This is a genomic window from Massilia sp. Soil_C_3 (assembly GCF_057657035.1).
In genome coordinates, this window is sequence record NZ_JBDGJG010000012.1 from 1 (window position 1) to 19,761 (window position 19,761).

At 68.1% G+C, this 19,761-nt stretch carries 19 protein-coding genes; 12 read left to right on the forward strand and 7 right to left on the reverse strand.

From position 1 onward, the window contains the following. Positions 1-114 precede the first annotated feature (114 nt). Positions 115-633, reverse strand: a complete 519-nt coding sequence (locus AC3A6F_RS22335; protein WP_487685154.1) for a CcdC protein domain-containing protein — start codon at positions 631-633, stop codon at positions 115-117. 119 nt (positions 634-752) lie between these two features. On the opposite strand from AC3A6F_RS22335, the gene AC3A6F_RS22340 reads away from it, so the two are divergent. Together AC3A6F_RS22340 and AC3A6F_RS22345 are read left to right on the forward strand one after the other, a co-directional pair. After that, complete coding sequence (locus tag AC3A6F_RS22340) at positions 753-947, forward strand: hypothetical protein (RefSeq protein WP_487685157.1); 195 nt, start codon at positions 753-755, stop codon at positions 945-947. Between the two features lie 68 nt (positions 948-1,015). After that, positions 1,016-1,717 (forward strand): YjjG family noncanonical pyrimidine nucleotidase, encoded by a 702-nt coding sequence (locus AC3A6F_RS22345; RefSeq protein WP_487685159.1) that lies wholly within the window; start codon positions 1,016-1,018, stop codon positions 1,715-1,717. Positions 1,718-1,719: 2 nt separating this feature from the next. Here AC3A6F_RS22345 and AC3A6F_RS22350 read toward each other — a convergent pair whose 3' ends face one another. Beyond that, positions 1,720-2,937, reverse strand: a complete 1,218-nt coding sequence (locus tag AC3A6F_RS22350) for an MFS transporter (protein WP_487685162.1) — start codon at positions 2,935-2,937, stop codon at positions 1,720-1,722. Positions 2,938-3,077: 140 nt separating this feature from the next. Here AC3A6F_RS22350 and AC3A6F_RS22355 point away from each other — a divergent pair, with 140 nt between their 5' ends. Next, on the forward strand, positions 3,078-3,683 hold the full coding sequence (locus AC3A6F_RS22355; RefSeq protein WP_487685165.1) for a TetR/AcrR family transcriptional regulator: 606 nt from the start codon (positions 3,078-3,080) through the stop codon (positions 3,681-3,683). Between the two features lie 127 nt (positions 3,684-3,810). Here the strand turns inward: AC3A6F_RS22355 and AC3A6F_RS22360 are convergent, their stop codons facing one another. After that, the gene (locus AC3A6F_RS22360) at positions 3,811-5,412 is read right to left on the reverse strand and encodes a GGDEF domain-containing protein (protein ID WP_487685168.1); all 1,602 of its coding nucleotides are present in this window, start codon (positions 5,410-5,412) and stop codon (positions 3,811-3,813) included. A 201-nt stretch (positions 5,413-5,613) separates the two neighbouring features. On the opposite strand from AC3A6F_RS22360, the gene AC3A6F_RS22365 reads away from it, so the two are divergent. From AC3A6F_RS22365 to AC3A6F_RS22375, 3 genes are read left to right on the forward strand one after another with little or no spacing between them, the layout of a single operon-like run. Beyond that, positions 5,614-6,252 carry a (2Fe-2S)-binding protein gene (locus AC3A6F_RS22365; RefSeq protein ID WP_487685171.1) on the forward strand — a complete coding sequence of 213 codons (639 nt, stop codon included), beginning with the start codon at positions 5,614-5,616 and terminating at the stop codon, positions 6,250-6,252. Between the two features lie 3 nt (positions 6,253-6,255). Further along, positions 6,256-7,248, forward strand: coding sequence for an FAD binding domain-containing protein (locus AC3A6F_RS22370; protein WP_487685174.1), 993 nt, complete (start codon positions 6,256-6,258; stop codon positions 7,246-7,248). Positions 7,249-7,261: 13 nt separating this feature from the next. Continuing rightward, entirely contained in the window at positions 7,262-9,463 is a 2,202-nt protein-coding gene (locus AC3A6F_RS22375; protein WP_487685177.1) for a xanthine dehydrogenase family protein molybdopterin-binding subunit, read from the forward strand. Here AC3A6F_RS22375 and AC3A6F_RS22380 read toward each other — a convergent pair. Then, positions 9,458-10,429, reverse strand: coding sequence for an AraC family transcriptional regulator (locus AC3A6F_RS22380; RefSeq protein WP_487685180.1), 972 nt, complete (start codon positions 10,427-10,429; stop codon positions 9,458-9,460). The two genes, AC3A6F_RS22375 and AC3A6F_RS22380, sit on opposite strands and share 6 nt — an antisense overlap. 145 nt (positions 10,430-10,574) lie before the next feature. On the opposite strand from AC3A6F_RS22380, the gene AC3A6F_RS22385 reads away from it, so the two are divergent. The 5 genes from AC3A6F_RS22385 to paoC all read left to right on the forward strand — a co-directional run bounded on the left by AC3A6F_RS22385 (position 10,575) and on the right by paoC (position 16,842). Continuing rightward, a complete protein-coding gene (locus AC3A6F_RS22385) occupies positions 10,575-11,624 on the forward strand; it encodes an NAD(P)-dependent alcohol dehydrogenase (RefSeq protein ID WP_487685182.1) in 1,050 nt (349 codons plus the stop codon). Positions 11,625-11,720: 96 nt separating this feature from the next. Next, positions 11,721-12,920, forward strand: coding sequence for an MFS transporter (locus AC3A6F_RS22390; protein WP_487685185.1), 1,200 nt, complete (start codon positions 11,721-11,723; stop codon positions 12,918-12,920). Positions 12,921-13,022: 102 nt separating this feature from the next. Further along, positions 13,023-13,676, forward strand: a complete 654-nt coding sequence (paoA, locus tag AC3A6F_RS22395; protein WP_487685188.1) for an aldehyde dehydrogenase iron-sulfur subunit PaoA — start codon at positions 13,023-13,025, stop codon at positions 13,674-13,676. Next, positions 13,673-14,626: an FAD binding domain-containing protein gene (locus AC3A6F_RS22400; RefSeq protein WP_487685191.1), complete on the forward strand. Its 954-nt coding sequence runs from the start codon at positions 13,673-13,675 to the stop codon at positions 14,624-14,626. The genes paoA and AC3A6F_RS22400 overlap by 4 nt, the downstream gene beginning before the upstream one ends. 17 nt (positions 14,627-14,643) lie before the next feature. Beyond that, positions 14,644-16,842, forward strand: coding sequence for an aldehyde oxidoreductase molybdenum-binding subunit PaoC (gene paoC / locus AC3A6F_RS22405; protein ID WP_487685194.1), 2,199 nt, complete (start codon positions 14,644-14,646; stop codon positions 16,840-16,842). A gap of 18 nt (positions 16,843-16,860) precedes the next feature. Here the strand turns inward: paoC and AC3A6F_RS22410 are convergent, their stop codons facing one another. Next, positions 16,861-17,754, reverse strand: coding sequence for a LysR family transcriptional regulator (locus tag AC3A6F_RS22410; RefSeq protein ID WP_487685197.1), 894 nt, complete (start codon positions 17,752-17,754; stop codon positions 16,861-16,863). A gap of 50 nt (positions 17,755-17,804) precedes the next feature. Continuing rightward, a complete protein-coding gene (locus AC3A6F_RS22415) occupies positions 17,805-18,104 on the reverse strand; it encodes a hypothetical protein (RefSeq protein WP_147936775.1) in 300 nt (99 codons plus the stop codon). Positions 18,105-18,249: 145 nt separating this feature from the next. On the opposite strand from AC3A6F_RS22415, the gene AC3A6F_RS22420 reads away from it, so the two are divergent. Next, the gene (locus AC3A6F_RS22420) at positions 18,250-18,765 is read left to right on the forward strand and encodes a DUF6622 family protein (protein ID WP_487685200.1); all 516 of its coding nucleotides are present in this window, start codon (positions 18,250-18,252) and stop codon (positions 18,763-18,765) included. Here the strand turns inward: AC3A6F_RS22420 and AC3A6F_RS22425 are convergent. Further along, the gene (locus tag AC3A6F_RS22425; protein ID WP_487685203.1) at positions 18,740-19,756 is read right to left on the reverse strand and encodes an RsiV family protein; all 1,017 of its coding nucleotides are present in this window, start codon (positions 19,754-19,756) and stop codon (positions 18,740-18,742) included. The two genes, AC3A6F_RS22420 and AC3A6F_RS22425, sit on opposite strands and share 26 nt — an antisense overlap. Positions 19,757-19,761 lie beyond the last annotated feature (5 nt).

A 19,761-nucleotide genomic window follows, 5' to 3' on the forward strand; every position in this document is an offset into this window, starting at 1 on the left:
TTGACCCCGGTGCAGTACAGGGTCAAGCACACAGGCAGCGCTTAGAACTAGTGTCCGACTTTCGTGTAGCAGTTCAGCAGGCGGGAACCTAAGTTGCCCGCATACCCTGCACGATCAAACCTGATCGATCGCCTTGCGCACCCTACGCCGCCAGCGCAGCAGCGCCGCCGAATAGTAGCCAAAATAACCCGCCGTAATCCCCACGCACAGCATGGTCAGCGGACTGTCGGTCAGCTGTTGCGTCGGAATGCCTTTGCCCTGGTTGGCATACACCTCGATGCCGATATACAGCAGGCGCGCTACCAGGATCATGGACATCACCAGGCCCAGGCGCGCGGGCGGCGTGAAGAAGTAACCCTGCGGGGTTTCCTCGAACCGGGTGAGCTTGAGCCCCCAGACGGCATAGCCGATGCCGCCGGCGGCGCCGACCAGCAGCGCCGCCAGGTTGTAGGGCGTGTCGAACAGCTGCGTCAGCGGCACCAGGATCATCGCGCCGAATACCAGCACGCCGGTGTAGTGGCGCGAGCCGATCGAGCGCTGGCGCTGCATCTGCTTCTTGATGCGGCTGTAGATGCGCCATACCAGCAGCGGGGTCAGGACGAGCAGGGCCAGGGTCGTGATCGAGAATTCCATGTGCGGCAAAAAGGCTGTGTTCAGGAAAAACCGCATTGTAGCCCACTGCCGGCGCGCGCCGCGCCGCCGGGCTGCATGATAAGGTAGCCTGAATCGCATTCCAGCAAGGAGACCGCATCATGCACGCAGCGCTTCACTCCACCCCGCAGGCGCACCGGATGCCGCCGCGCTTTTCGATCCACGCTCATCGGGCGCCCGACCCGGCCCCGATCGAAGAACCCGCGCCCGAGCCCTTCGACACCCCGCACCCGCACCACCAGCCGGTGCACCTGCCGCAGGACGAAGAACCGGTGCCCGATCCCAAGCCGAGTTGAGTCGACCGGAGCGCGTCCAGGATGAGCGTGCTACCATGAAGTCATAGTTGTACTCTCATCCAGACGTAATGAAACACCGACTCTTCCTGTTCGACCTCGACGACACCCTGCTCGATTTCCGCGCCTCCGAACAGCGCTCATTCATGCGCACCATGGAGCAGCTGGGTGTGCGCGAGCAGGTCGGCGCTTTGTTCCAGCAATACCAGATGACCAATCTGGCGCTGTGGCGCCATTTTGAGCAAGGCACCGTCACCAAGGACTTCCTCAAGGTCGAGCGCTTCCGCAAGACCTTCTCGGACAACGGCATCGAGATCGATCCGCAGCGCGCCAGCGACCTGTACATCGAATCGCTGGCCGATACCGTGGTGCTGGTCGACGGCGCCGCCCAGCTGTGCGAAACCCTGGCCGGCATCGGCGAAGTAGGCATCATCACCAATGGCGCCCACCAGATCCAGCACCGCCGCATCGCCAGTTCGGGCCTGCAGGGCCACCTGTCCTTCGTCGCCACCTCCGAAGCCTGCGGCTTCGCCAAGCCCGACAGCCGCTTCTTCGAGTTCACCAGCAAGATGGCGCGCACTTTCGCCAAGCACGAGACCGTGATCGTCGGCGACCGCCTGGACGCCGACATCCTCGGCGCCAATCGATTCGGGATCGAGAGCTGCTGGTTCAATCCCGATCGCCTGGCCAACGACTCGCAGGCGATCCCGAGCTGCGAGGTCGCCAGCTTGCACGATATCGTCGCCTCGTTGCGCGGCCTGGCCTCCGCCTGAATTCAATGCCCGGCGACGGCCGGGCCCGAGCGGGCGCCGGGCCGGAAGCCGTGCGTCCTGCTCGACCAGGCGATCGCGAAGCCGAGCGCCGCCAGCAAGGCGGTCGACCATGGGAAGGACGCCGCGCCCCAGCGGTCGAGCAGGAAGCCACCGAGCAGGCCGCCGCCCGCGATCGCGCCGTTCCAGGCCACCACGTTCATCGACAGCGCCACGTCGGCGCCATCGCCCGCGGCGTCGGCCAGCGCCGTTTGCAGCAGGGTGGCCGCGCCGCCGAAGCTCAGGCCCCATGCGGCCACGCCCGCGTACACGACCAGCGGCGCCGCCGACAGCCAGGCGAACAGCAGGGACAGGATGGCGAAACCGCCCAGGCTGGCCAGGACGGTGGCGCGCAGGTGGCTGTCCACCAGCCGGCCTGCGATCCAGATTCCGCCCAGCGCGGCGACGCCGAAGACCAGCAGGACCACGTCCACGCGCCCGGCCAGCCCGGCCTGCGCCACGAACGGCGCGATATAGGTGTACAGGATGTTATGCGCCAGCATCCACGCGACCACGGTCGCCAGCACCGGACGCACGCCCGGCGTGGCAAGCACCTTGCGCAGCGGCAGGCGCTGCCGGTCGGACTGGCCGGGGTAGTCGGGCACCTTGGCCACCACCCACACCACTAGCACCACGCACAGCGCCGACATAAGACCGAACGCCGTGCGCCAGCCGAGCGCGCCGCCGAGCCAGGCGCCGAGCGGCACGCCGAGCGACAGCGCGATCGGGGTGCCGACCATGGCGATGGCCATGGCCTGTCCCTGCTGGTGGACGGCAACCATCCGGCGCGCGTAGCCGGCCAGCAGGCTCCAGGCCAGACCCGCAGCCATCCCGGCGCAGAAGCGCGCCGCCAGGGTGAGCGTGAAGTCGGACGACAGCGCGGTCAGCGTGTTGAAGACCAGGAAACCGACGATGGTCAGCAACAGGACGCTGCGACGGCGCCAGCCGCGGGTGGCGATCGTGAGCGGAATGGCGGCCAGCACCGAGCCGAGGGCATAGGCGGTCACGGTCTGTCCGGCCATCGAACTGGTTACGCCCAGGCCCTCGGCGACCAGCGGCAACAGGCCGGCCGGCAGGGTTTCGGTGGCGATGCAGATGAATCCGGTCATGGCCAGGGCCAGCAGCGCCGCGACCGGCAGGCTGCCGGCGGGGGCGGCCGGGTGGGGGGTATGTGTTGCTTCCATCAAGACTCCTGTCGACGATGAACCGGCCAGGCTGGCAGGTTGGTTATGTACTGATCGGTACAAATGTAGTTCGAACAAGCATGACTTGTCAACGACTTTTGTACCGATTAGTATTAAAATCGAGTGACAAGGAGAACGATATGGCGACAATGGGCCGCCCCCGACAATTCGACCGCAGTGCGGCGGTGACGACCGCGATGCACCTGTTCTGGGAGCACGGGTATGAATCGACCTCGCTCAGCCAGTTAAAGGCGGGCTTGGGCATTTCGGCGCCAAGCTTCTACGCCGCCTTCGCGTCGAAGGAGGCGCTGTTCCAGGAAGCGGTGACGTGCTACCTCGCGTCCCATGGGCGGGTGACCGAATGCCTGTGGGATGCCGACCTTGAGCCGCGCGCCGCCATCGAGCTGGCGCTCAGGCGGTCGGCGGCGATGCAGTGTGAGGAGGGCCACCCGAAAGGATGCATGGTGTCGCTCGGCGTGATGAGCGCGAGCGGCGCTGGAAACGAGGGCGTGACGGCCGCGCTGGGCGCATCGCGCGCGCGCACGCGCGCCGGCATCCTGGCTTGCGTCGAGCGCGGCATCGCGCACGGTCAGCTCGCGCCCACGACCGACCCGCAGGCGCTGGCCACGGTGTTCGACAGCTTCCTGACCGGCCTGTCGACGCTGGCGCGCGACGGCGCGGCGCATGAAAGCCTGGATGCGGCCATCACGCAGGCGATGCACTTGTGGGATGCGGCCTCGCGCTAGGGTCTGACTGAATGCGAAGTCACAGCGTCCATTTTTACGCCAGTCCCGCAGCCTGACCACGTCGTTCCCGCGCAGGCGGGAACCTAAGTCTTATGCTTCACTGCTGCGCTTCCACGGAGTGGCTGCCCTACGAACTTGGATTCCCGCCTGCGCGGGAATGACGTGCTGAGGTCGCAGGGCCGGCGTCCACCCGATTGCGGCCCGCGTGCTTCGCGTTGTACAGATGCCGGTCGGCGTGTGCGACGAGCTCCCCCGAATCCGCATCGCCGCCGGAAGCCCGGACGAGGACCGCGACGCCGATGCTGGCCGTGACGACGCCGGAAGGCGACTCCTGGTGCGGCAGTTGCAGGGCCTGGATCTCGTGGCGCAGCCGCTCCGCCACCGCCATCGCGCCGGCCAGTTCGGTATCCGGCAGGATCACCGCGAATTCCTCGCCACCGTAGCGTGCCGGGAGGTCGCGGTTGCGGTTGACCTGGGCCTGCAGGATGCGGCCCACCTCCTGCAGGCAGGCGTCGCCGGCCGGATGGCCGTAGCGGTCATTGAATTTCTTGAAGTAGTCCACGTCCAGCAGCAGCAGGGCGGTCGGGGTGCCGGCAATCCGCGCATGGCGCAGCTCATGTGCCAGCACCTCGTCGAAGCGGCGCCGGTTGGCCAGCTGCGTCAGCTTGTCGGTATGGGCCAGCTCCTGCAGGCCGAGGTTGTCGCGCCGCAGGTCGTGCGAATAGGCGCGCAGCTTCTGGTCGAGGCGGTCGCGGATGGCGAATTGCCGGATCAGCTTGCGGGCGAACAGCGCGAACACGGCGGCGATCAGCACCACCGCTGCGCCGATCAGCATGCTCGAGCGCTTCCAGGGGCCGAGCAGCTCGTCCTTGGTCTGGCCGACGGCGATCACGAAGGCGAAGTCGTCGACCCGGCGGTAACTGTACAGCCGCTCGATATTGTCGATCCGGGCGACCAGGAAGTCCGAACCGACCACATTGTCCCTGATGGCCTGGAATATCGCGCCGCCGGCCAGGTTGGTGCCGATCAGCTGGTCGTCGAAAGGGCGGCGGTAGATCACCGTGCCGTCTTCCAGGGCCAGCAGGACCGTGCCGGTCTTGCCGACGTCCAGCTCGTCGTAGATACGTTCGAAGAAATTCACCTTCAGCGTTACCAGCGCCACGCCGGCGAAGCTGCCGTCGGGGTGGTCGATGCGGCGCGAGATCGGCAGCACCCAGACGCCGGTGGAGCGGCTTCGAACCGGATGGCCCACATAGATGTCGCGGCTGGCATGGGTGCGATGGTGCTGGAAATAGGCGCGGTCCGAGTTGTCGCCCTGGGGTGTTCCGACCAGCGAGGACGCGAGCCAGCGACCATCGGAGGCATACACGAAGATGCCATGCAGCTCGGGCGTGGTCCTGGTCAGCACGACCAGGTGGGCCTGGAGCCGCTTCATCGCAGCCGCGTCGGCGCCGTCATGTTCCACCCGCTCGACGACGTTCGCCAGCGCCATGGTGGTGGCCTTCATCGCGGTCTCGACCTGGACCCCGACCATGCGCGCCACGTTCGAGGTTGCCACTTCGGTCTGCTGGATCTGCGTATGCCGCGACGACCAGATGAACCAGGCCGCGAATGCCACCAGCAGGCTGCAGCCCAGGGCGGTGGCCGCCACCACCAGGCGCACGACCGGGCGCCGCTTGCCGCTCAAGCGCTCGACGTGGTTATCCAGGCTGTCGGTGGATGGATTCAATGCGCCTCACCAAAATAGGGTTGCGATGCTGTCCAAAAATTGTGCCATTAGAAAGAAAATCCTGTCGCCGGAATGCGCCGGTGCGCCTGCGCTTGCCTGATCCTGCACAGTTGTTGCCTTTTCGCTTAGTGCGGCTCGTGCGCGCGCGAAGCCTGGTCTACATTCTCGGCATTACCCCATCCCAGACAGAAGGAGTTCGCCATGACGACCGGTCCCGATCCATCCAGCCTGCCTCCCCAGGCGACACAGGTCAACCGGCGCGAGTTCGTGCTGTCGGTGCTGTCGGTGGCCGCGGCGAGCGGCGCCGTCGGTGCCGGCGAGGCCCAGGCCCAGCCCGTGGACGCCGCGCTGGACGTCCACACCGGCGGCGTGCCGCTCAGCGTCGTGGTCAACGGCGAGCAGCGCACGCTGACGGTCGATCCCAGGACGTCGGCGCTCGACCTGCTGCGCGAGCGTCTTGGCTTGAGCGGCGCCAAGAAAGGCTGCGACCATGGCCAGTGCGGCGCCTGCACCATCCACGTCGACGGCCGCCGCGTCGTATCGTGCCTGACGCCGGCGCTGCAGCTGGAGGGCCGCCGGGTCGACACCATCGAAGGCTTGCAGCGGCCCGACGGCAGCCTGCACCCGATGCAGCAGGCTTTCATCGACCACGACGCCCTGCAGTGCGGCTACTGCACGCCGGGCCAGATCATGGCGGCGATCGCCTGCGTGCGCGAGGGTAACGCGGGCTCGCCGGAACGGATCAAGGAGTACATGAGCGGCAATCTATGCCGTTGCGGCGCCTACAACGGCATCATGGCCGCCGTCAAGCAGGCCGCCGGCGAGATGGGAAAGGCGTGAACCATGCGTGAATTCACCCTGATCCGTGCCCGTTCGCCCGAGCAGGCCGTGCAAGCCATGGCCACCTACCCGGAAGCGCGCCTGATGGCCGGCGGCACCACCCTGTACGACTTGATGAAGCTCGGTGTCGAGCGCCCGCCGGCCATCGTCGACATCAACGCGATCGAACAATTGCGCGCCTTCGATACTTCCGGCGCGCGCGAGCTGGTATTGGGCAGCCTGGCGCGCATGAGCGACGTGGCGACCGACCCGCGCCTGGTCAAGGACTATCCGGCGCTGTCGGAATCGCTGTGGCGCGCGGCGTCGCAGCAGCTGCGCAATATGGCCAGCCTGGGCGGCAACGTGCTGCAGCGCACGCGCTGCGCCTATTTCCGCGGCGGCGAGCCGTTCGCCTGCAACAAGCGGCTGCCGGGCAGCGGCTGCGCGGCGCTGGACGGCATCGACCGCGGCCACGCCCTGCTGGGAACGAGCCCCAGCTGCATCGCCACCTATCCCGGCGACTTCGCGGTCGCCCTGGTCGCCTTCGACGCCGTGCTCGACGTGCTGGGGCCGAACGGCGTGCGCAGCATCCCGGTGGAGGCGCTGCACCGGTTGCCGGGCGAGCGGCCCGACCTCGAGACCACGCTGGCGCCGGGCGAGATCATCACCCGCATCCGTGTGCCGGTCACGCCCCTCGGGCGCGCCTCGACCTACCACAAGATCCGCGACCGCGAATCGTATGCCTTCGCCCTCAGCTCGGCCGCCGTGGCCCTGGCGATGGACGGCAAGCGGGTCGCGCAGGCGCGCATCGCGCTGGGCGGCGTCGCCACCAAGCCGTGGCGCGCGCGCCTGGCCGAGCAGGGCCTGGTCGGCCGCGAACTCACCATCGAGACCGCGCTGGCAGCCGGCTTCGCCGCCTTCGCGGATGCCAGGGCCGGACACCACAACGCCTTCCGCATCGAGCTCGGCGCCCGCACGGTGGCCGACGCCCTGATGATTGCCGCACAGAGGACTTGAGATGAGCATGAATATGAATGAGTCAGCTTTCCCCAAACAGCCGCGCATCGATGCGCGCGACAAGGTCCGCGGCGCCGCGCTGTATGCGGCCGACCAGGCGCTGCCCGGCATGCTGCATGCGGCGCTGGCGGTGTCCACCATCAACCGCGGCGAGGTGCGGTCCATCGATACCCGGGCCGCACGGGCGGTGCAGGGCGTGCGGCTGGTGCTGACCCACGCCGACATGGGCGACTATAAGCCGGCCGGCCACGTGCTGGGCGGCGGTTTCGCCTTCCAGAGCATGCAGCCGATGCTGGAATCAGGAATCGCGTATCGCGGCCAGCCGATCGCGCTGGTGGTGGCCGACACGCTGGAAGCGGCGCTCGAAGCGGCCTCGCTGATCCGGGCCAAGTATGAAGAGCAGCCATTCCAGGTGACCCTCGACGCGCCGGCCAAGGACATCGTGCCGCAACAGGGCTCGCCCTTGCCGCAGCAGATGTTTGCCGACAAGGTGGCGGGCGACGCCGACGCCGCCTACGCCGGCGCGGCGCACAAGATCGATGCCGAGTACCTGCACCCGCCCCAGCACCAGAACCCGATCGAGCTGGTGTCGACCGTGGCCGAGTGGCGCAAGGGCACCCTGGTGATCCACGAGGGCACGCAGAACAGCGGGGCGATCCGCCATGGCCTGGCGCGCCAGTTGAACCTCGACCCGGCGCGCATCGAAGTGATCTCGCCGCAGTGCGGCGGCGGCTTCGGCCTCAAGAACTCGCTGCAGATGCAGACCCTGTTGGCGGCGGTGGCGGCGCGCAAGCTCGGCCAGCCGGTCAAGCTGGTGGTGCCGCGCAGCCAGCTGTTTCACGACGCCAGCTTCCGCCCGGCCAGTCGCCACCACATCCAACTAGGCGCCGACGCCACAGGCAAGATTCTGGCGGCCATCCACGAAGCCGACCAGCAGACCTCGCGCCATGACCTGTTCCCGGCCTCGTACGCCGACATGAGCGCGCGCCTGTACGGCATCCCGAATTTCCGCGGGCGCGAGCGGCTGGTGCGCACCGACGTGCAGACGCCGGGCTATATGCGCGCGCCGTTCGAGCACCCGGCGGCATTCGCTTTCGAATCGGCGGTGGATGAACTGGCCCAGCAGCTGGCCATCGACCCGGTGGAACTCAGGCTGCGCAACGACACGCAGACCGACGCGCTCAGCGGCAAGCCGCTATCCTCGCGCTTCATGGCCGAATGCCTGCGCGAAGGCGCACGCCGCTTCGGCTGGAGCCGGCGCGATGCGCGCCCTGCCTCGATGAAGGCGGCGGACGGCGCCGCTATTGGCTGGGGCGTGGCCTGCGGCGCCTACAAGGCCGCGACCAGTCCGGCGATCGCGCGCATCGCGGCCACCCGCGACGGCCGCATCCTGTTCACGGTGGCCGGCCACGAAATGGGGCAGGGGATGCGCACCGCGATCGCCAACGTGCTGGTGCGCCGGCTGCGGGTCGATCCGCAGGCGCTGGTGATCCAGATCGGCGACACGCGCGGCGCGCCCCAGCACCTGACCGCCGGCTCCTGGGGCACGGCCAGCGTGGTGCCGGCGGCGGAAGAAGCCGCGCAGGCGCTGCTGGACGCACTGGCGCAGCTGGCGCCTGGCCACGACCCTGGCTTGAAGCCGGCCGAGGTGCTGGCGCTGGCGCAGCGCGAGCGCATCGAGGCCGAGGTGAAGCGCAAGGCGCCGGGCCAGCCGGACGCCGTCTACGGCCGCCTGCAGGGCGGCATGCCGGCGCCGGCGGGGCCGGTGTACCCGGAATTCGTGTCGATGAGCTACGCAGTCCACTTCGTCGAGGTGAACGTGGAGCCGGTGACGCGCCGCATCCGCGTGCCGCGGGTGGTGAGCATGATCGACTGCGGCCGCGTGGTGAGCCCCGTGACGGCCGACAGCCAGGTGCGCGGCGGCGTGGTGTGGGGTATCGGCGCCGCCCTGCGCGAAATCAGCGAGGTCGACCCGCGCTACGGCGGCTTCCTGAACGCCGATCTTGCCGAGTACGTGCTGCCGGTGCATGCCGACATCGGGCACATCGACGTCGGCTTCATCGACCGGCCCGACCCGCTGCTCAACGCGAGCGGCGTCAAGGGACTGGGCGAGGTGGCGATGGTGGGCGTGGCGGCGGCGATCGCCAATGCGGTGCATCATGCGACCGGCAAACGCATCCGCAGGCTGCCGATCCGGATCGAAGACGTTTTATAGAGCGCCTTCGGCCGCCAGCTCCGGCGCCGCAACGGTGGCCGGACGCCGCGCATCGCGCCGCGGCGGCGCGCCGAACAGGCGTGCATACTCGCGCGTAAACTGCGAGCTGCTTTCGTAGCCGACCTCGAACGCCGCCTTGTTGGCGGTGGCTCCCTCATACAGCATCAGCCGCCGCGCCTCGATCAGGCGCAGGCGCTTCTGGTACTGCACCGGCGTGAGCGAGGTGTAGTCCTTGAAGTGCTTGTGGAAGGCCGACAGACTCATCGACGCAGCCTGGGCCAGTTCCTCGACCCGCAGCTTCTGGTGGTAATACAGGCGCAGCATCGCCACCGCGCGGTTCAGCCGCACCGGATGCGCCTCGGGCGCCATGGACGCACGCAACTGCCGGCCATGCACTCCGTTGAGCAGCCAGAAATGCAGTTCGCGCATCAGGCCGGGATGCAGGATGGGCACCGCCTCGGGATGCGCGACCAGGTGCATCAGCCGGCGCGCGCAATCGAGGATCGCCGCGTCGGCGTCCTGGACCAGCAGTGTGGCCACCGGGTCGGGCGGGATTGGCCTGTTCTCGCGCAGCTGGTCGGCCAGTTCGGACAGCAGGGCCATGTCGAGTTCGATCGCCAGCGCGATATAAGGGCGCTCTGCCGACGCCGTCACCACCTGGCCCGTCACCGGCAGGTCGGCGCTGACGACGATCGCCTGGCCTTCGGCGCACAGCTTTTCCTGGCGCCCGGCCAGCAGGTGCTTTTCGCCCTGCAGCACGAGGCAGACCAGCGGCCGGTAGGTCGACTCGAGCTTGTCGCCCGGCTGGTCGAGACACATCATGCGCAGGCCCGGGATGGGCGTGAGCGCCAGGCCGTCGCGGTTCGCATGGGCACGGGCATAGGCGGCAACGGCGTCGAGTAATTCCTGGTTCATGGCCGATAGTGTGCCGCCGGTTGGCGTGGCTGTCCAGCGCAGCACATTCATGAATCAGGCTCATAAGCCCAGTCAAGTTCGGACCCGTTTCGGGCATGGGTTTGCCGCTACCATGCTCCTCTGACAAATCTCGCCACGTCCGCCGCCGGCGGCCGTGCGTTCGCCATAACAATTATTGAACGATACGGAAAATCTCATGACCATCAAAGCCTACGGCGCGCATGCCGCCGACAAACCTCTGGAATCGCTCGACATCACCCGCCGCGCACCTGGCGCCCACGACGTCCAGATCGACATCGACTTCTGCGGCGTCTGCCACTCCGACCTGCACACGGTGCGCGCCGAATGGGCCGGCACCCTGTACCCCTGCGTGCCGGGCCACGAGATCGTCGGCCGCGTGTCGGCGGTCGGCGCCCACGTGAGCGGCCACAAGGTCGGCGACCTGGTCGGCGTCGGCTGCATGGTCGACAGCTGCAAGGCGTGCGCGGATTGCGGCGAAGGCCTCGAGAACTATTGCGACAATATGGTCGGCACCTATAACGGCCCGACCGCCGATGCGCCGGGCCACACGCTGGGCGGCTATTCGCAGCAGATCGTGGTCAACGAGCGCTTCGTGCTGCGCGTGACCCATCCGCAGGAGCAGCTGGCCTTTGTTGCCCCGCTGCTGTGCGCCGGCATCACCACCTGGTCGCCGCTGCGCCACTGGAATGCCGGTCCCGGCAAGCGCGTGGGCATCGTCGGCATCGGCGGCCTGGGCCACATGGGCATCAAGCTGGCCCACGCCCTGGGCGCCCACGTCGTCGCCTTCACCACCTCGGAATCGAAGCGCCAGGATGCCCTGGACCTGGGCGCCGACGAGGTCGTGGTGTCGAAGGATGCGGCCGCGATGGCGGCCCAGGCCCAGCGCCTGGACCTGATCGTCAACACGGTCGCTGCGCCGCACGACCTGGACGCCTTCCTCAACCTGCTCAAGCGCGACGGCACCATGGTGCTGGTCGGCGCGCCCGAGTCGCCGCATCCGTCGCCGCAGGTGTTCAACCTGATCACGAAGCGCCGCGCGATCGCCGGCTCGATGATCGGCGGCATCCCGGAAACCCAGGAGATGCTCGACTTCTGCGCCAAGCACGGCATCGTGGCCGACATCGAGATGATCCGCGCCGACGACATCAACGGCGCCTACGAGCGCATGCTCAAGGGCGACGTCAAGTATCGTTTCGTAATCGATAACGCCAGCCTGGCCGCTTGATTCATCCTCCGGCCCGCAGCAGTGCGGGTCGCCAGGGCGGCGTCCGCGTCGCCCCGCATCGCTGCTGATTCAGCATCATCCTCTGTTCGCTAAACAATGAATCCAACCATTTCCGCCGCTTGCGACAGCAAGCCGGCCCAGCCTGCGGCATGGGGCGCCGTGATGGCGATGTCGCTCGCCGCCTTCGCCCTGGTCGCCTCCGAATTCATGCCGGTCAGCCTGCTCACGCCGCTGGCGGCCGAGCTGCGCATCAGCGAAGGCCAGGCCGGCCAGTCGATCGCGATTTCCGGCCTTTTCGCCCTGCTTACCAGCCTGTTTCTCGGTTCGCTCGTCGGACGGCTCGACCGCAAGCTCCTGCTGCTGGGCCTGACCTGCCTGATGATCGTCTCCGGCACCGTGGCAGCGTTCGCGCCCAACTACTTCCTGTTCATGGTCGGCCGCGCGTTGATCGGGGTCGCCATCGGCGGCTTCTGGTCGATGTCGGCGGCGACCGTCATGCGCCTGGTGCCGGCGCGCGACGTGCCGCGCGCCCTTGCGCTCCTCAACGGAGGCAATGCGCTGGCGACCGTCATCGCGGCCCCGGCCGGCAGCTATCTCGGCGCCATCGTCGGCTGGCGCGGCGCTTTCTTCTGCCTGGTGCCGGTGGCGGCGATCGCGCTCGCCTGGCTGCTCCTGCGACTTCCCGTGCTGCGCGCCAGTGAAACCCCGGCCGCGGGCGGCATCCCGCGCCTGTTGCGGCGGCCGGCGGTCGTGCTCGGCATGGCGGCGGTGAGCCTGCTGTTCATGGGGCAGTTCGCGCTGTTTACTTACCTGCGCCCGTTCCTGGAGGGCGTCACCGGCGTGAGCGCCGCGACCCTGTCGCTGATGCTGCTGGCGCTGGGCGTAGCCGGCTTCGTCGGCACGACCCTGATCGGCGCCGTGCTCAAGGACCGCTTGTACCGGGTGCTGGTGGCGATGCCGCTCGCGATGGCGCTGGTGGCCGGCGCGCTGGTCGCCTTTGGCCATTCGGCCGTGGCGGTGACGGTGCTGCTCGCGGTCTGGGGCCTGGTCGGGACCTCGGCGCCGGTCGGCTGGTGGACCTGGCTGGCCCAGACCCTGCCGCACGACGCCGAAGCCGGCGGCGGCTTGATGGTGGCCGTGGTCCAGCTTGCGATCATGCTCGGCGCGACCCTGGGCGGCCTGCTGTTCGATGCCAGCGGCTATCGCGCGACCTTTTACCTGAGCTCTAGCCTGCTGGTCGCCGCCGCAGTAGTCGCACTGCTGGCGGCACGGTCGGCGCGCCATGCCGATTCATGAGCAGGAAACATAAGCCTATGCCGTGTCCTTCATGAATCGCAGGAAGGGCTTGCCGTAACATCAACCGGATTTTCTAACCGCTGACAGAAGGAAGCATACCTGATGGACGACTCCACCAACATCAACCAGACCCGGCGCGGTGTCCTGATCGGCGGCGCGCTCGGCGCGACGGCGGCGGCCCTGCCGCTGGCCGGCGCCCAAGCGGCGCGGGGCGTCGCCGGCGCGGCCCAGACGCCGGCGCCGGTGACCAGCAAGGTCACCCTGCGCGTGAACGGCCAGCCGCGCGAGCTGACGCTCGACACCCGCACCACGCTGCTCGACGCGCTGCGCGAAAACCTGCACCTGACCGGCACCAAGAAGGGCTGCGACCAGGGCCAGTGCGGCGCCTGCACGGTGCTGGTCGACGGCCGTCGCATCAATTCCTGCCTGAGCCTCGCGATCATGCACGACGGCGCCGAGATCACCACCATCGAAGGCATGGGCACGCCCGATAAGCTGCATCCGATGCAGGCGGCGTTCGTCAAGCACGACGGCTTCCAGTGCGGTTACTGTACCCCGGGGCAGATCTGTTCAGCCGTGGCGGTGATCGACGAGATCCGCCAGGGCATCCCGAGCCATGTGACCGGCGACCTGAACGCCAAGCCGCTGCTGTCGGTAGACGAGATCCGCGAGCGCATGAGCGGCAATATCTGTCGCTGCGGCGCCTATTCCAACATCATCGACGCGATCAAGGAAGTCGGAGGAGTCAAGGCATGAAGGCATTCAGCTACCAGAAGGCCGCAACCCCGGCCGAAGCGGCGGCGGCTGCCGCCAGGAACCCCAACACGCGTTTCATCGCCGGCGGCACCAACCTGCTCGACCTGATGAAGCTCGAGATCGAAACCCCGGCCCACCTGATCGACGTCAACGGCCTGGCGCTCGACAAGATCGAGGCGACGAAGGAGGGCGGCCTGCGCATCGGCGCGCTGGTGCGCAACACCGACCTGGCGGCCGACGCGCGCGTGCGCAAGGATTACGCCGTGCTGTCGCGCGCGCTGCTGGCCGGCGCCTCGACCCAGTTGCGCAACAAGGCGACCACCGCCGGCAATCTGCTGCAGCGCACCCGCTGCCCGTACTTCTACGACACCAATATGCCATGCAACAAGCGCCTGCCCGGCAGCGGCTGCTCGGCCATCGGCGGCCATACGCGCGGCCATGCGATCGTGGGCCAGAGCGATGCCTGCATCGCCACGCACCCGAGCGATATGGCGGTGGCCATGCAATTGCTGGACGCAGGCGTGGAGACCGTGCGTCCCGACGGCAGCGCGCGCACGATCCCGATCGCCGACTTCTACCGCCTGCCGGGCAACACGCCGCACATCGAGCACAGCTTGATGCCGGGTGAGCTGATCACGGCGGTGACCTTGCCCAAGCCGCTGGGCGGCAAGCATTACTACCGCAAGGTGCGCGACCGCGCCTCGTATGCGTTCGCGCTGATTTCGGTGGCTGCCGTGGTGCAGCCGGACGGCAGCGGCCGCGTGGCCGTGGGCGGCGTGGCGCACAAGCCGTGGCGCGTGCCGGCGGCGGAAAGCCAGATGCCGCGCGGCGGCAAGGCCACCACCGCGCAACTGCTGGCCGGCGCCCGCACGACCGACGACAACGCGTACAAGATCCTGCTCGTCGAGCGCACGCTCGATGCCATCCTGGCGCAAGCCCGCGCGAGCTGAACGAAAGGCTTGAGACCATGAAATTCACCAAACCAGAAACCACCAATCCGATCGACCAGATGAAGGTCGTCGGCAAGCCGCTGGATCGCATCGACGGCCCGCAGAAGACTACCGGCACCGCCCCTTACGCCTACGAGCAGCATGCGGCAGCGCCGAATGCCGCCTACGGCTACGTCATCGGCGCGGCGATCGCCAAGGGCCGCATCGTGTCGATCGACACGGCAGCCGCGCGCCGCGCGCCGGGCGTGATCGCCGTCGTCACCTACGAGAATGCCGGCAAGCTGGGCAAGGGCAACTTCAACACCGCCCACCTGCTGGCCGGCCCCGAAGTGCAGCACTACCACCAGGCGGTCGGCGTCGTCGTGGCCGAAACCTTCGAGCAGGCGCGCGCCGCGTCGTCGCTGGTGAAGGTCGAGTACGCGAAGGCGAACGGCTCCTACGACCTGGCCGCGGCCATGAACGCGGCGGTCACGCCCAAGACGGGCGACGCGGAATCGAAGGTCGGCGATTTCGACGGCGCCTTCGCCGGCGCGCCGGTCAAGCTGGACGCCACCTACACCACGCCCGACCAGTCGCATGCGATGATGGAGCCGCATGCGTCGATCGCATCGTGGGATGGCGACAAGGTGACCGTCTGGACGTCGAACCAGATGATCGACTGGGGCAAGCAAGACCTGGCCAAGACGCTTGGCATCCCGCCCCGCAACGTGCGCCTGGTCTCGCCCTTTATCGGCGGCGGCTTTGGCGGCAAGCTGTTCCTGCGCGCCGAGGCGGTGCTGGCGGCGCTCGGCGCCCGCGCGGCCAAGCGCCCGGTCAAGGTCGCGCTGCAGCGCGCACTGATGATCAACAACACCACCCACCGTCCGGCGACGATCCAGCGCATCCGCATCGGCGCCACCCGCGAAGGCCGCATCAACGCGATCGCGCACGAAAGCTGGTCGGGCGACCTGCCGGGCGGCCAGCCGGAAACCGCGGTCCAGCAGACCCGCTTCCTGTATGCGGGCGGTAATCGCCTGACGCGCCTGCAACTGGCCACGCTCGACCTGCCCGAGGGGAATGCGATGCGCGCGCCGGGCGAGGCGCCGGGCATGATGGCGCTCGAGGTGGCGATGGACGAGATGGCCGAGAAGCTCAAGATGGACCCGGTCACCTTCCGCGTCGTCAACGACACCACGGTCGACCCCGAAAAACCGGGCCGCAAGTTCTCGCAGCGCCGCTACGTGCAGTGCCTGCGCCAGGGCGCCGAACGCTTCGGCTGGGATAAACGGCAGGCCAAGCCCGGCCAGGTGCGCGAGGGCCAGTGGCTGGTCGGCATGGGCATGGCATCGGCCTTCCGCAACAATATGAACCTGAAGTCGGCCGCGCGCGTGCGCCTCGAAAGCGACGGCAAGGTGACGGTCGAAACCGATATGACCGACATCGGCACCGGCAGCTACACCATCATCGCGCAAACCGCCGCCGAGATGCTCGGCTTGCCGGTCGAGCGCATCAATGTGCGCCTGGGCGACTCGGATTATCCGGTGTCGGCCGGTTCCGGCGGCCAGTGGGGCGCCAACAGTTCCACCGCCGGCGTCTACGCGGCCTGCGTCAAGCTGCGCGAGCAGATCGCGCAGAAGGCGGGACTGGATGCGGCCAAGGCCGAATTCATCGATGGCGCCGTGCGCGTAGGCGCTCGTTCGGTGCCGTTGACCGAGGTGGCCAAGGGCGGGGTCATCGTGGCCGAGGACACGATGGAATACGGCGACCTGGAAAAGAAGATGCAGCAGTCGACCTTCGGCGCCCATTTCGTCGAAGTCGCGGTGGATGTCGCCACCGCCGAGGTGCGCGTGCGGCGCATGCTGTCGGTGTGCGCGGCGGGCCGCATCCTCAACCCCAAATCGGCGCGCAGCCAGGTGATCGGCGCGATGACGATGGGCGTAGGTGGCGCGCTGATGGAACACCTGGCCGTCGACAAGCGCCTGGGCTTCTTCGTCAACCACGACCTGGCCAGCTACGAGGTGCCGGTGCACGCCGACATCCCGCACCAGGAGGTGATCTTCATCGACGAGACCGACCCGACAACATCGCCGATGAAAGCCAAGGGCATCGGCGAACTGGGCCTGTGCGGCGTCGGCGCGGCGGTGGCGAACGCGATCTACAACGCCACCGGCGTGCGCGTGCGCGATTATCCGGTCACGCTCGACAAGATGCTGGCCCGGATGCCGGCGCTGGCGTAACCACGGGCGCCATCCGCTTCACTCCTTGGAGCGGATGGCGTCGATCACCAGCATCAGCGCGCGCGAGGAATGGCGGCGGCTGGGATAGAAGGCGTGCAGGGGTTCGAAGGGAACGCACCAGTCTTCCATCACGCTGACCAGCCGCCCCGCCTGCAGGTGCGGGCCGACCAGGCTTTCGGGCAGGAAGGCCAGGCCGACGCCGTGCAATGCGGCGTCCAGCATGTGGTAGACGTTGGTGAACACCGACTGCCCGCGCACGCGCGCTTCCAGCGGCTGGCCGTCGTGCGCCAGCTCCCAGGCATACAGGCCGCCACTGCTGGGCAGGCGCAAGGTGATGCAGTTGTGCTTCATGAGCTCCTGCAGCGAGGTCGGCCTGGGGCGCCGCTCGAAGTAGGAGGGCGCGCCGACGATCAGCATCGGCACCTCGTTTGTGAGGCGCACGCCGATCATGTCTTTCTCGAGCTGGTCGCCATGGCGCACGCCGATGTCGTAGCGCTCGGCGGCGATGTCGATCAACCGATAGTCGGAACTGATCTCGACGTGCAGGTCGGGGTATTGCGGCAGCAGCGGTGCGATGCGCGGCCACAGGATCGTGTCGATCACATGGTCGATCGCGGTGATGCGGATGGTGCCGGCCGGCTTGTCGCCCAGGTCGCTGACGGCCGTGATTTCGGCCTCGATTTCTTCCAGCCTTGGTCCCACGTTCTGCAGCAGACGCTCGCCGGCCTCGGTCGGCGACACGCTGCGCGTGGTGCGCGTGAGCAGGCGCACGCCCAGGCGCGCTTCCAGCGAGCGCACGATGTGGCTGAGCGCCGACTGGGTCATGCCGAGTTTCGCCGCGGCGCGCGTGAAGCTGCGCTCGCGGGCGACGGCGAGAAAGACGAGGATATCGTTGATGTTGTCACGGGCCATTGATTGATGATACAGGAACATCAAACAGGCCGTGCATCAATGATTATTTTTCATGGATTCGTGCTTTTGAGCCAGTCGCGGCCCTTCGCGTCCAGCGCGGCGTCGATGACGTCCTGCGGCAGGCTGTAGACCGTGGCCCAGGTGGCGCGGCCGTCGGCGGCGTTGGACGGAAAGCTCGTGGTGTCGATCGGCCAGTGGTATTTGCGTTTGAGCGCGCGGACGATGGCGGCCAGGGTCACGCGGCCGCGTAGCGGTTCGGCGCCGGCCTGGTCGGCGCCCGACAGCAGGACGGCCAGCACGGCGCCGCGTGCGGTGCGTGGGCCAGGGAAGATGGGATTTTTGCGCGGCATGCGCGGATTCTAACCGGCGGCGGCGAATTTCGCGCCGTGCACGTGCGTTTCGCGCCGTGGCGGCGGCGCTTCGTCGCATCGTCGCACGGCCCGGGCTGTGGGCCGACATACTGGCGCCACTTTCAACCACTTGCCGGAGCCCGCCATGCTGATGCAGATCCTGAGCCACACACCTCTCTACGTCTGGGCCATCCTCGCCTTCCTCGTCTGGCGCGGCGTCGCCGAACTGCGCGAGCGCGAAATCGCCATGCCCCGGATGTTCGTGCTGCCGCTGGTGATGCTGATCCTGTCCCTGCACGATATCGCGCGCAAGTTCGGATTCGACGCGACTGCGTTCGTCGCATGGACGGCGGCTTTTGCCGCGGCCTCGCTGCTGGCCTGGCGCTTCGGCCGCGTGCGCGTGGCGCCCGGCAGTGCGCCGGGCCGGGTGCGCGTGGCCGGCAGCGTCGTCCCGCTGGTGCTGATGCTGTCGATCTTCACGCTCAAGTACCTGACCTCGGTGCTGCTGGCCGTGCGCCCGGACCTGGCGGGCCAGCCGTCGGTAGCGGCGGCCGTCTGCGCCATGTTCGGCGTCTTCAACGGCTATTTCCTGGGCCGCCTGCTGCGCGACATCGGGTTCGACGCTCGCGCCTGCGTCAGCCGCCGTGCGGCAGGTTCCTGACGCAGCCTTCGAGCTCGGCGCGGGTCAGGAACACGCTCGGGATGCCCTGGGCGAAGCTGCCCACTTCATACGGATCCCAGTGGAATTCGATGCCGGTCGGCGTCGGGATGAACTTGGGTTCCTTGAACACGTCCAGCGCGCCTTGCTCGGCCCACGACAGCCCTTGCGCGGCCAGCCTGGCCACGAGCGCGGCCGAGACCTTGTCACGACAGGCCGTGCCGGCATCGACGAAACCCGTGAAACGGGTATGCACGGCCTTGCCGCCGCCAAGCGCATAGTGACGCATCGATGAACCGTAGTTGCCATGGGCCGCGCCATAGCCGAAGGTCCAGGCGCTGGCATCGAGCGACAGCTGGCCTTTCGAATGCCAGCGCACCAGGATCTTGTTGGTGCATTCGGTATCCGCATCGCAGCGGCCGGCGATGTCGCGCACCCAGGCGTCCAGCGCCTCGTCCCCGAACACCGGGAACACGGCGGAAAACACGAATGGTTGATCCGAACCCTCGGCCTGCGCCTGCGGCGACGGCCGGGTGAGGGCGACCGCGCGGTATGCCACGATGCGCTTCAACGAAAATGGCAAGGTCTTGGCCGGATCTTCCTGTGTCCAGTTGCCCTTGCCGGCGTGCCGGTCGGCGTCGAGCGCGATCGAGAACCGTTCGGGCGCCTGGGCGCCGGAGTCGAGCAGGGGCGCCAGGTTCGCCACGCCCACCGGCGCCTCCAGCACTGCCAGGCTGCGCGCCTTGCCCGTGTAGTCGCGCGGGAACCAGTAAGCGCTGTCCATGATCTTCGCGGCGTCGCCCGGCAGGCCGCCAGGCGCCGGGTAGGCCAGCGCAACCTGGAACGACCTACCGTCCGGGAAGCGGCCTTCATACAGGCCGCCGGCCTCCCATTCGACGCGCTCGGGCGCCTGCAGCAGGTCGCCATGGTCTTGCGCCGTCGTCGGCCCGGCGAGCGCCAGCAGCGCGGGGACGAGGCAGGCGGCCGCTCTCAATCCCG

What these genes read in the sequence shown, in the direction of transcription:
- AC3A6F_RS22335 (WP_487685154.1), bottom strand. Translation starts at nt 633, where the DNA reads ATGGAATTCTCGATCACGACCCTGGCCCTGCTCGTCCTGACCCCGCTG.
- AC3A6F_RS22340 (WP_487685157.1), top strand. Translation starts at nt 753, where the DNA reads ATGCACGCAGCGCTTCACTCCACCCCGCAGGCGCACCGGATGCCGCCG.
- AC3A6F_RS22345 (WP_487685159.1), top strand. Translation starts at nt 1,016, where the DNA reads ATGAAACACCGACTCTTCCTGTTCGACCTCGACGACACCCTGCTCGAT.
- AC3A6F_RS22350 (WP_487685162.1), bottom strand. Translation starts at nt 2,937, where the DNA reads ATGGAAGCAACACATACCCCCCACCCGGCCGCCCCCGCCGGCAGCCTG.
- AC3A6F_RS22355 (WP_487685165.1), top strand. Translation starts at nt 3,078, where the DNA reads ATGGCGACAATGGGCCGCCCCCGACAATTCGACCGCAGTGCGGCGGTG.
- AC3A6F_RS22365 (WP_487685171.1), top strand. Translation starts at nt 5,614, where the DNA reads ATGACGACCGGTCCCGATCCATCCAGCCTGCCTCCCCAGGCGACACAG.
- AC3A6F_RS22370 (WP_487685174.1), top strand. Translation starts at nt 6,256, where the DNA reads ATGCGTGAATTCACCCTGATCCGTGCCCGTTCGCCCGAGCAGGCCGTG.
- AC3A6F_RS22375 (WP_487685177.1), top strand. Translation starts at nt 7,262, where the DNA reads ATGAATGAGTCAGCTTTCCCCAAACAGCCGCGCATCGATGCGCGCGAC.
- AC3A6F_RS22380 (WP_487685180.1), bottom strand. Translation starts at nt 10,429, where the DNA reads ATGAATGTGCTGCGCTGGACAGCCACGCCAACCGGCGGCACACTATCG.
- AC3A6F_RS22385 (WP_487685182.1), top strand. Translation starts at nt 10,575, where the DNA reads ATGACCATCAAAGCCTACGGCGCGCATGCCGCCGACAAACCTCTGGAA.
- AC3A6F_RS22390 (WP_487685185.1), top strand. Translation starts at nt 11,721, where the DNA reads ATGAATCCAACCATTTCCGCCGCTTGCGACAGCAAGCCGGCCCAGCCT.
- paoA (WP_487685188.1), top strand. Translation starts at nt 13,023, where the DNA reads ATGGACGACTCCACCAACATCAACCAGACCCGGCGCGGTGTCCTGATC.
- AC3A6F_RS22400 (WP_487685191.1), top strand. Translation starts at nt 13,673, where the DNA reads ATGAAGGCATTCAGCTACCAGAAGGCCGCAACCCCGGCCGAAGCGGCG.
- paoC (WP_487685194.1), top strand. Translation starts at nt 14,644, where the DNA reads ATGAAATTCACCAAACCAGAAACCACCAATCCGATCGACCAGATGAAG.
- AC3A6F_RS22410 (WP_487685197.1), bottom strand. Translation starts at nt 17,754, where the DNA reads ATGGCCCGTGACAACATCAACGATATCCTCGTCTTTCTCGCCGTCGCC.
- AC3A6F_RS22415 (WP_147936775.1), bottom strand. Translation starts at nt 18,104, where the DNA reads ATGCCGCGCAAAAATCCCATCTTCCCTGGCCCACGCACCGCACGCGGC.
- AC3A6F_RS22420 (WP_487685200.1), top strand. Translation starts at nt 18,250, where the DNA reads ATGCTGATGCAGATCCTGAGCCACACACCTCTCTACGTCTGGGCCATC.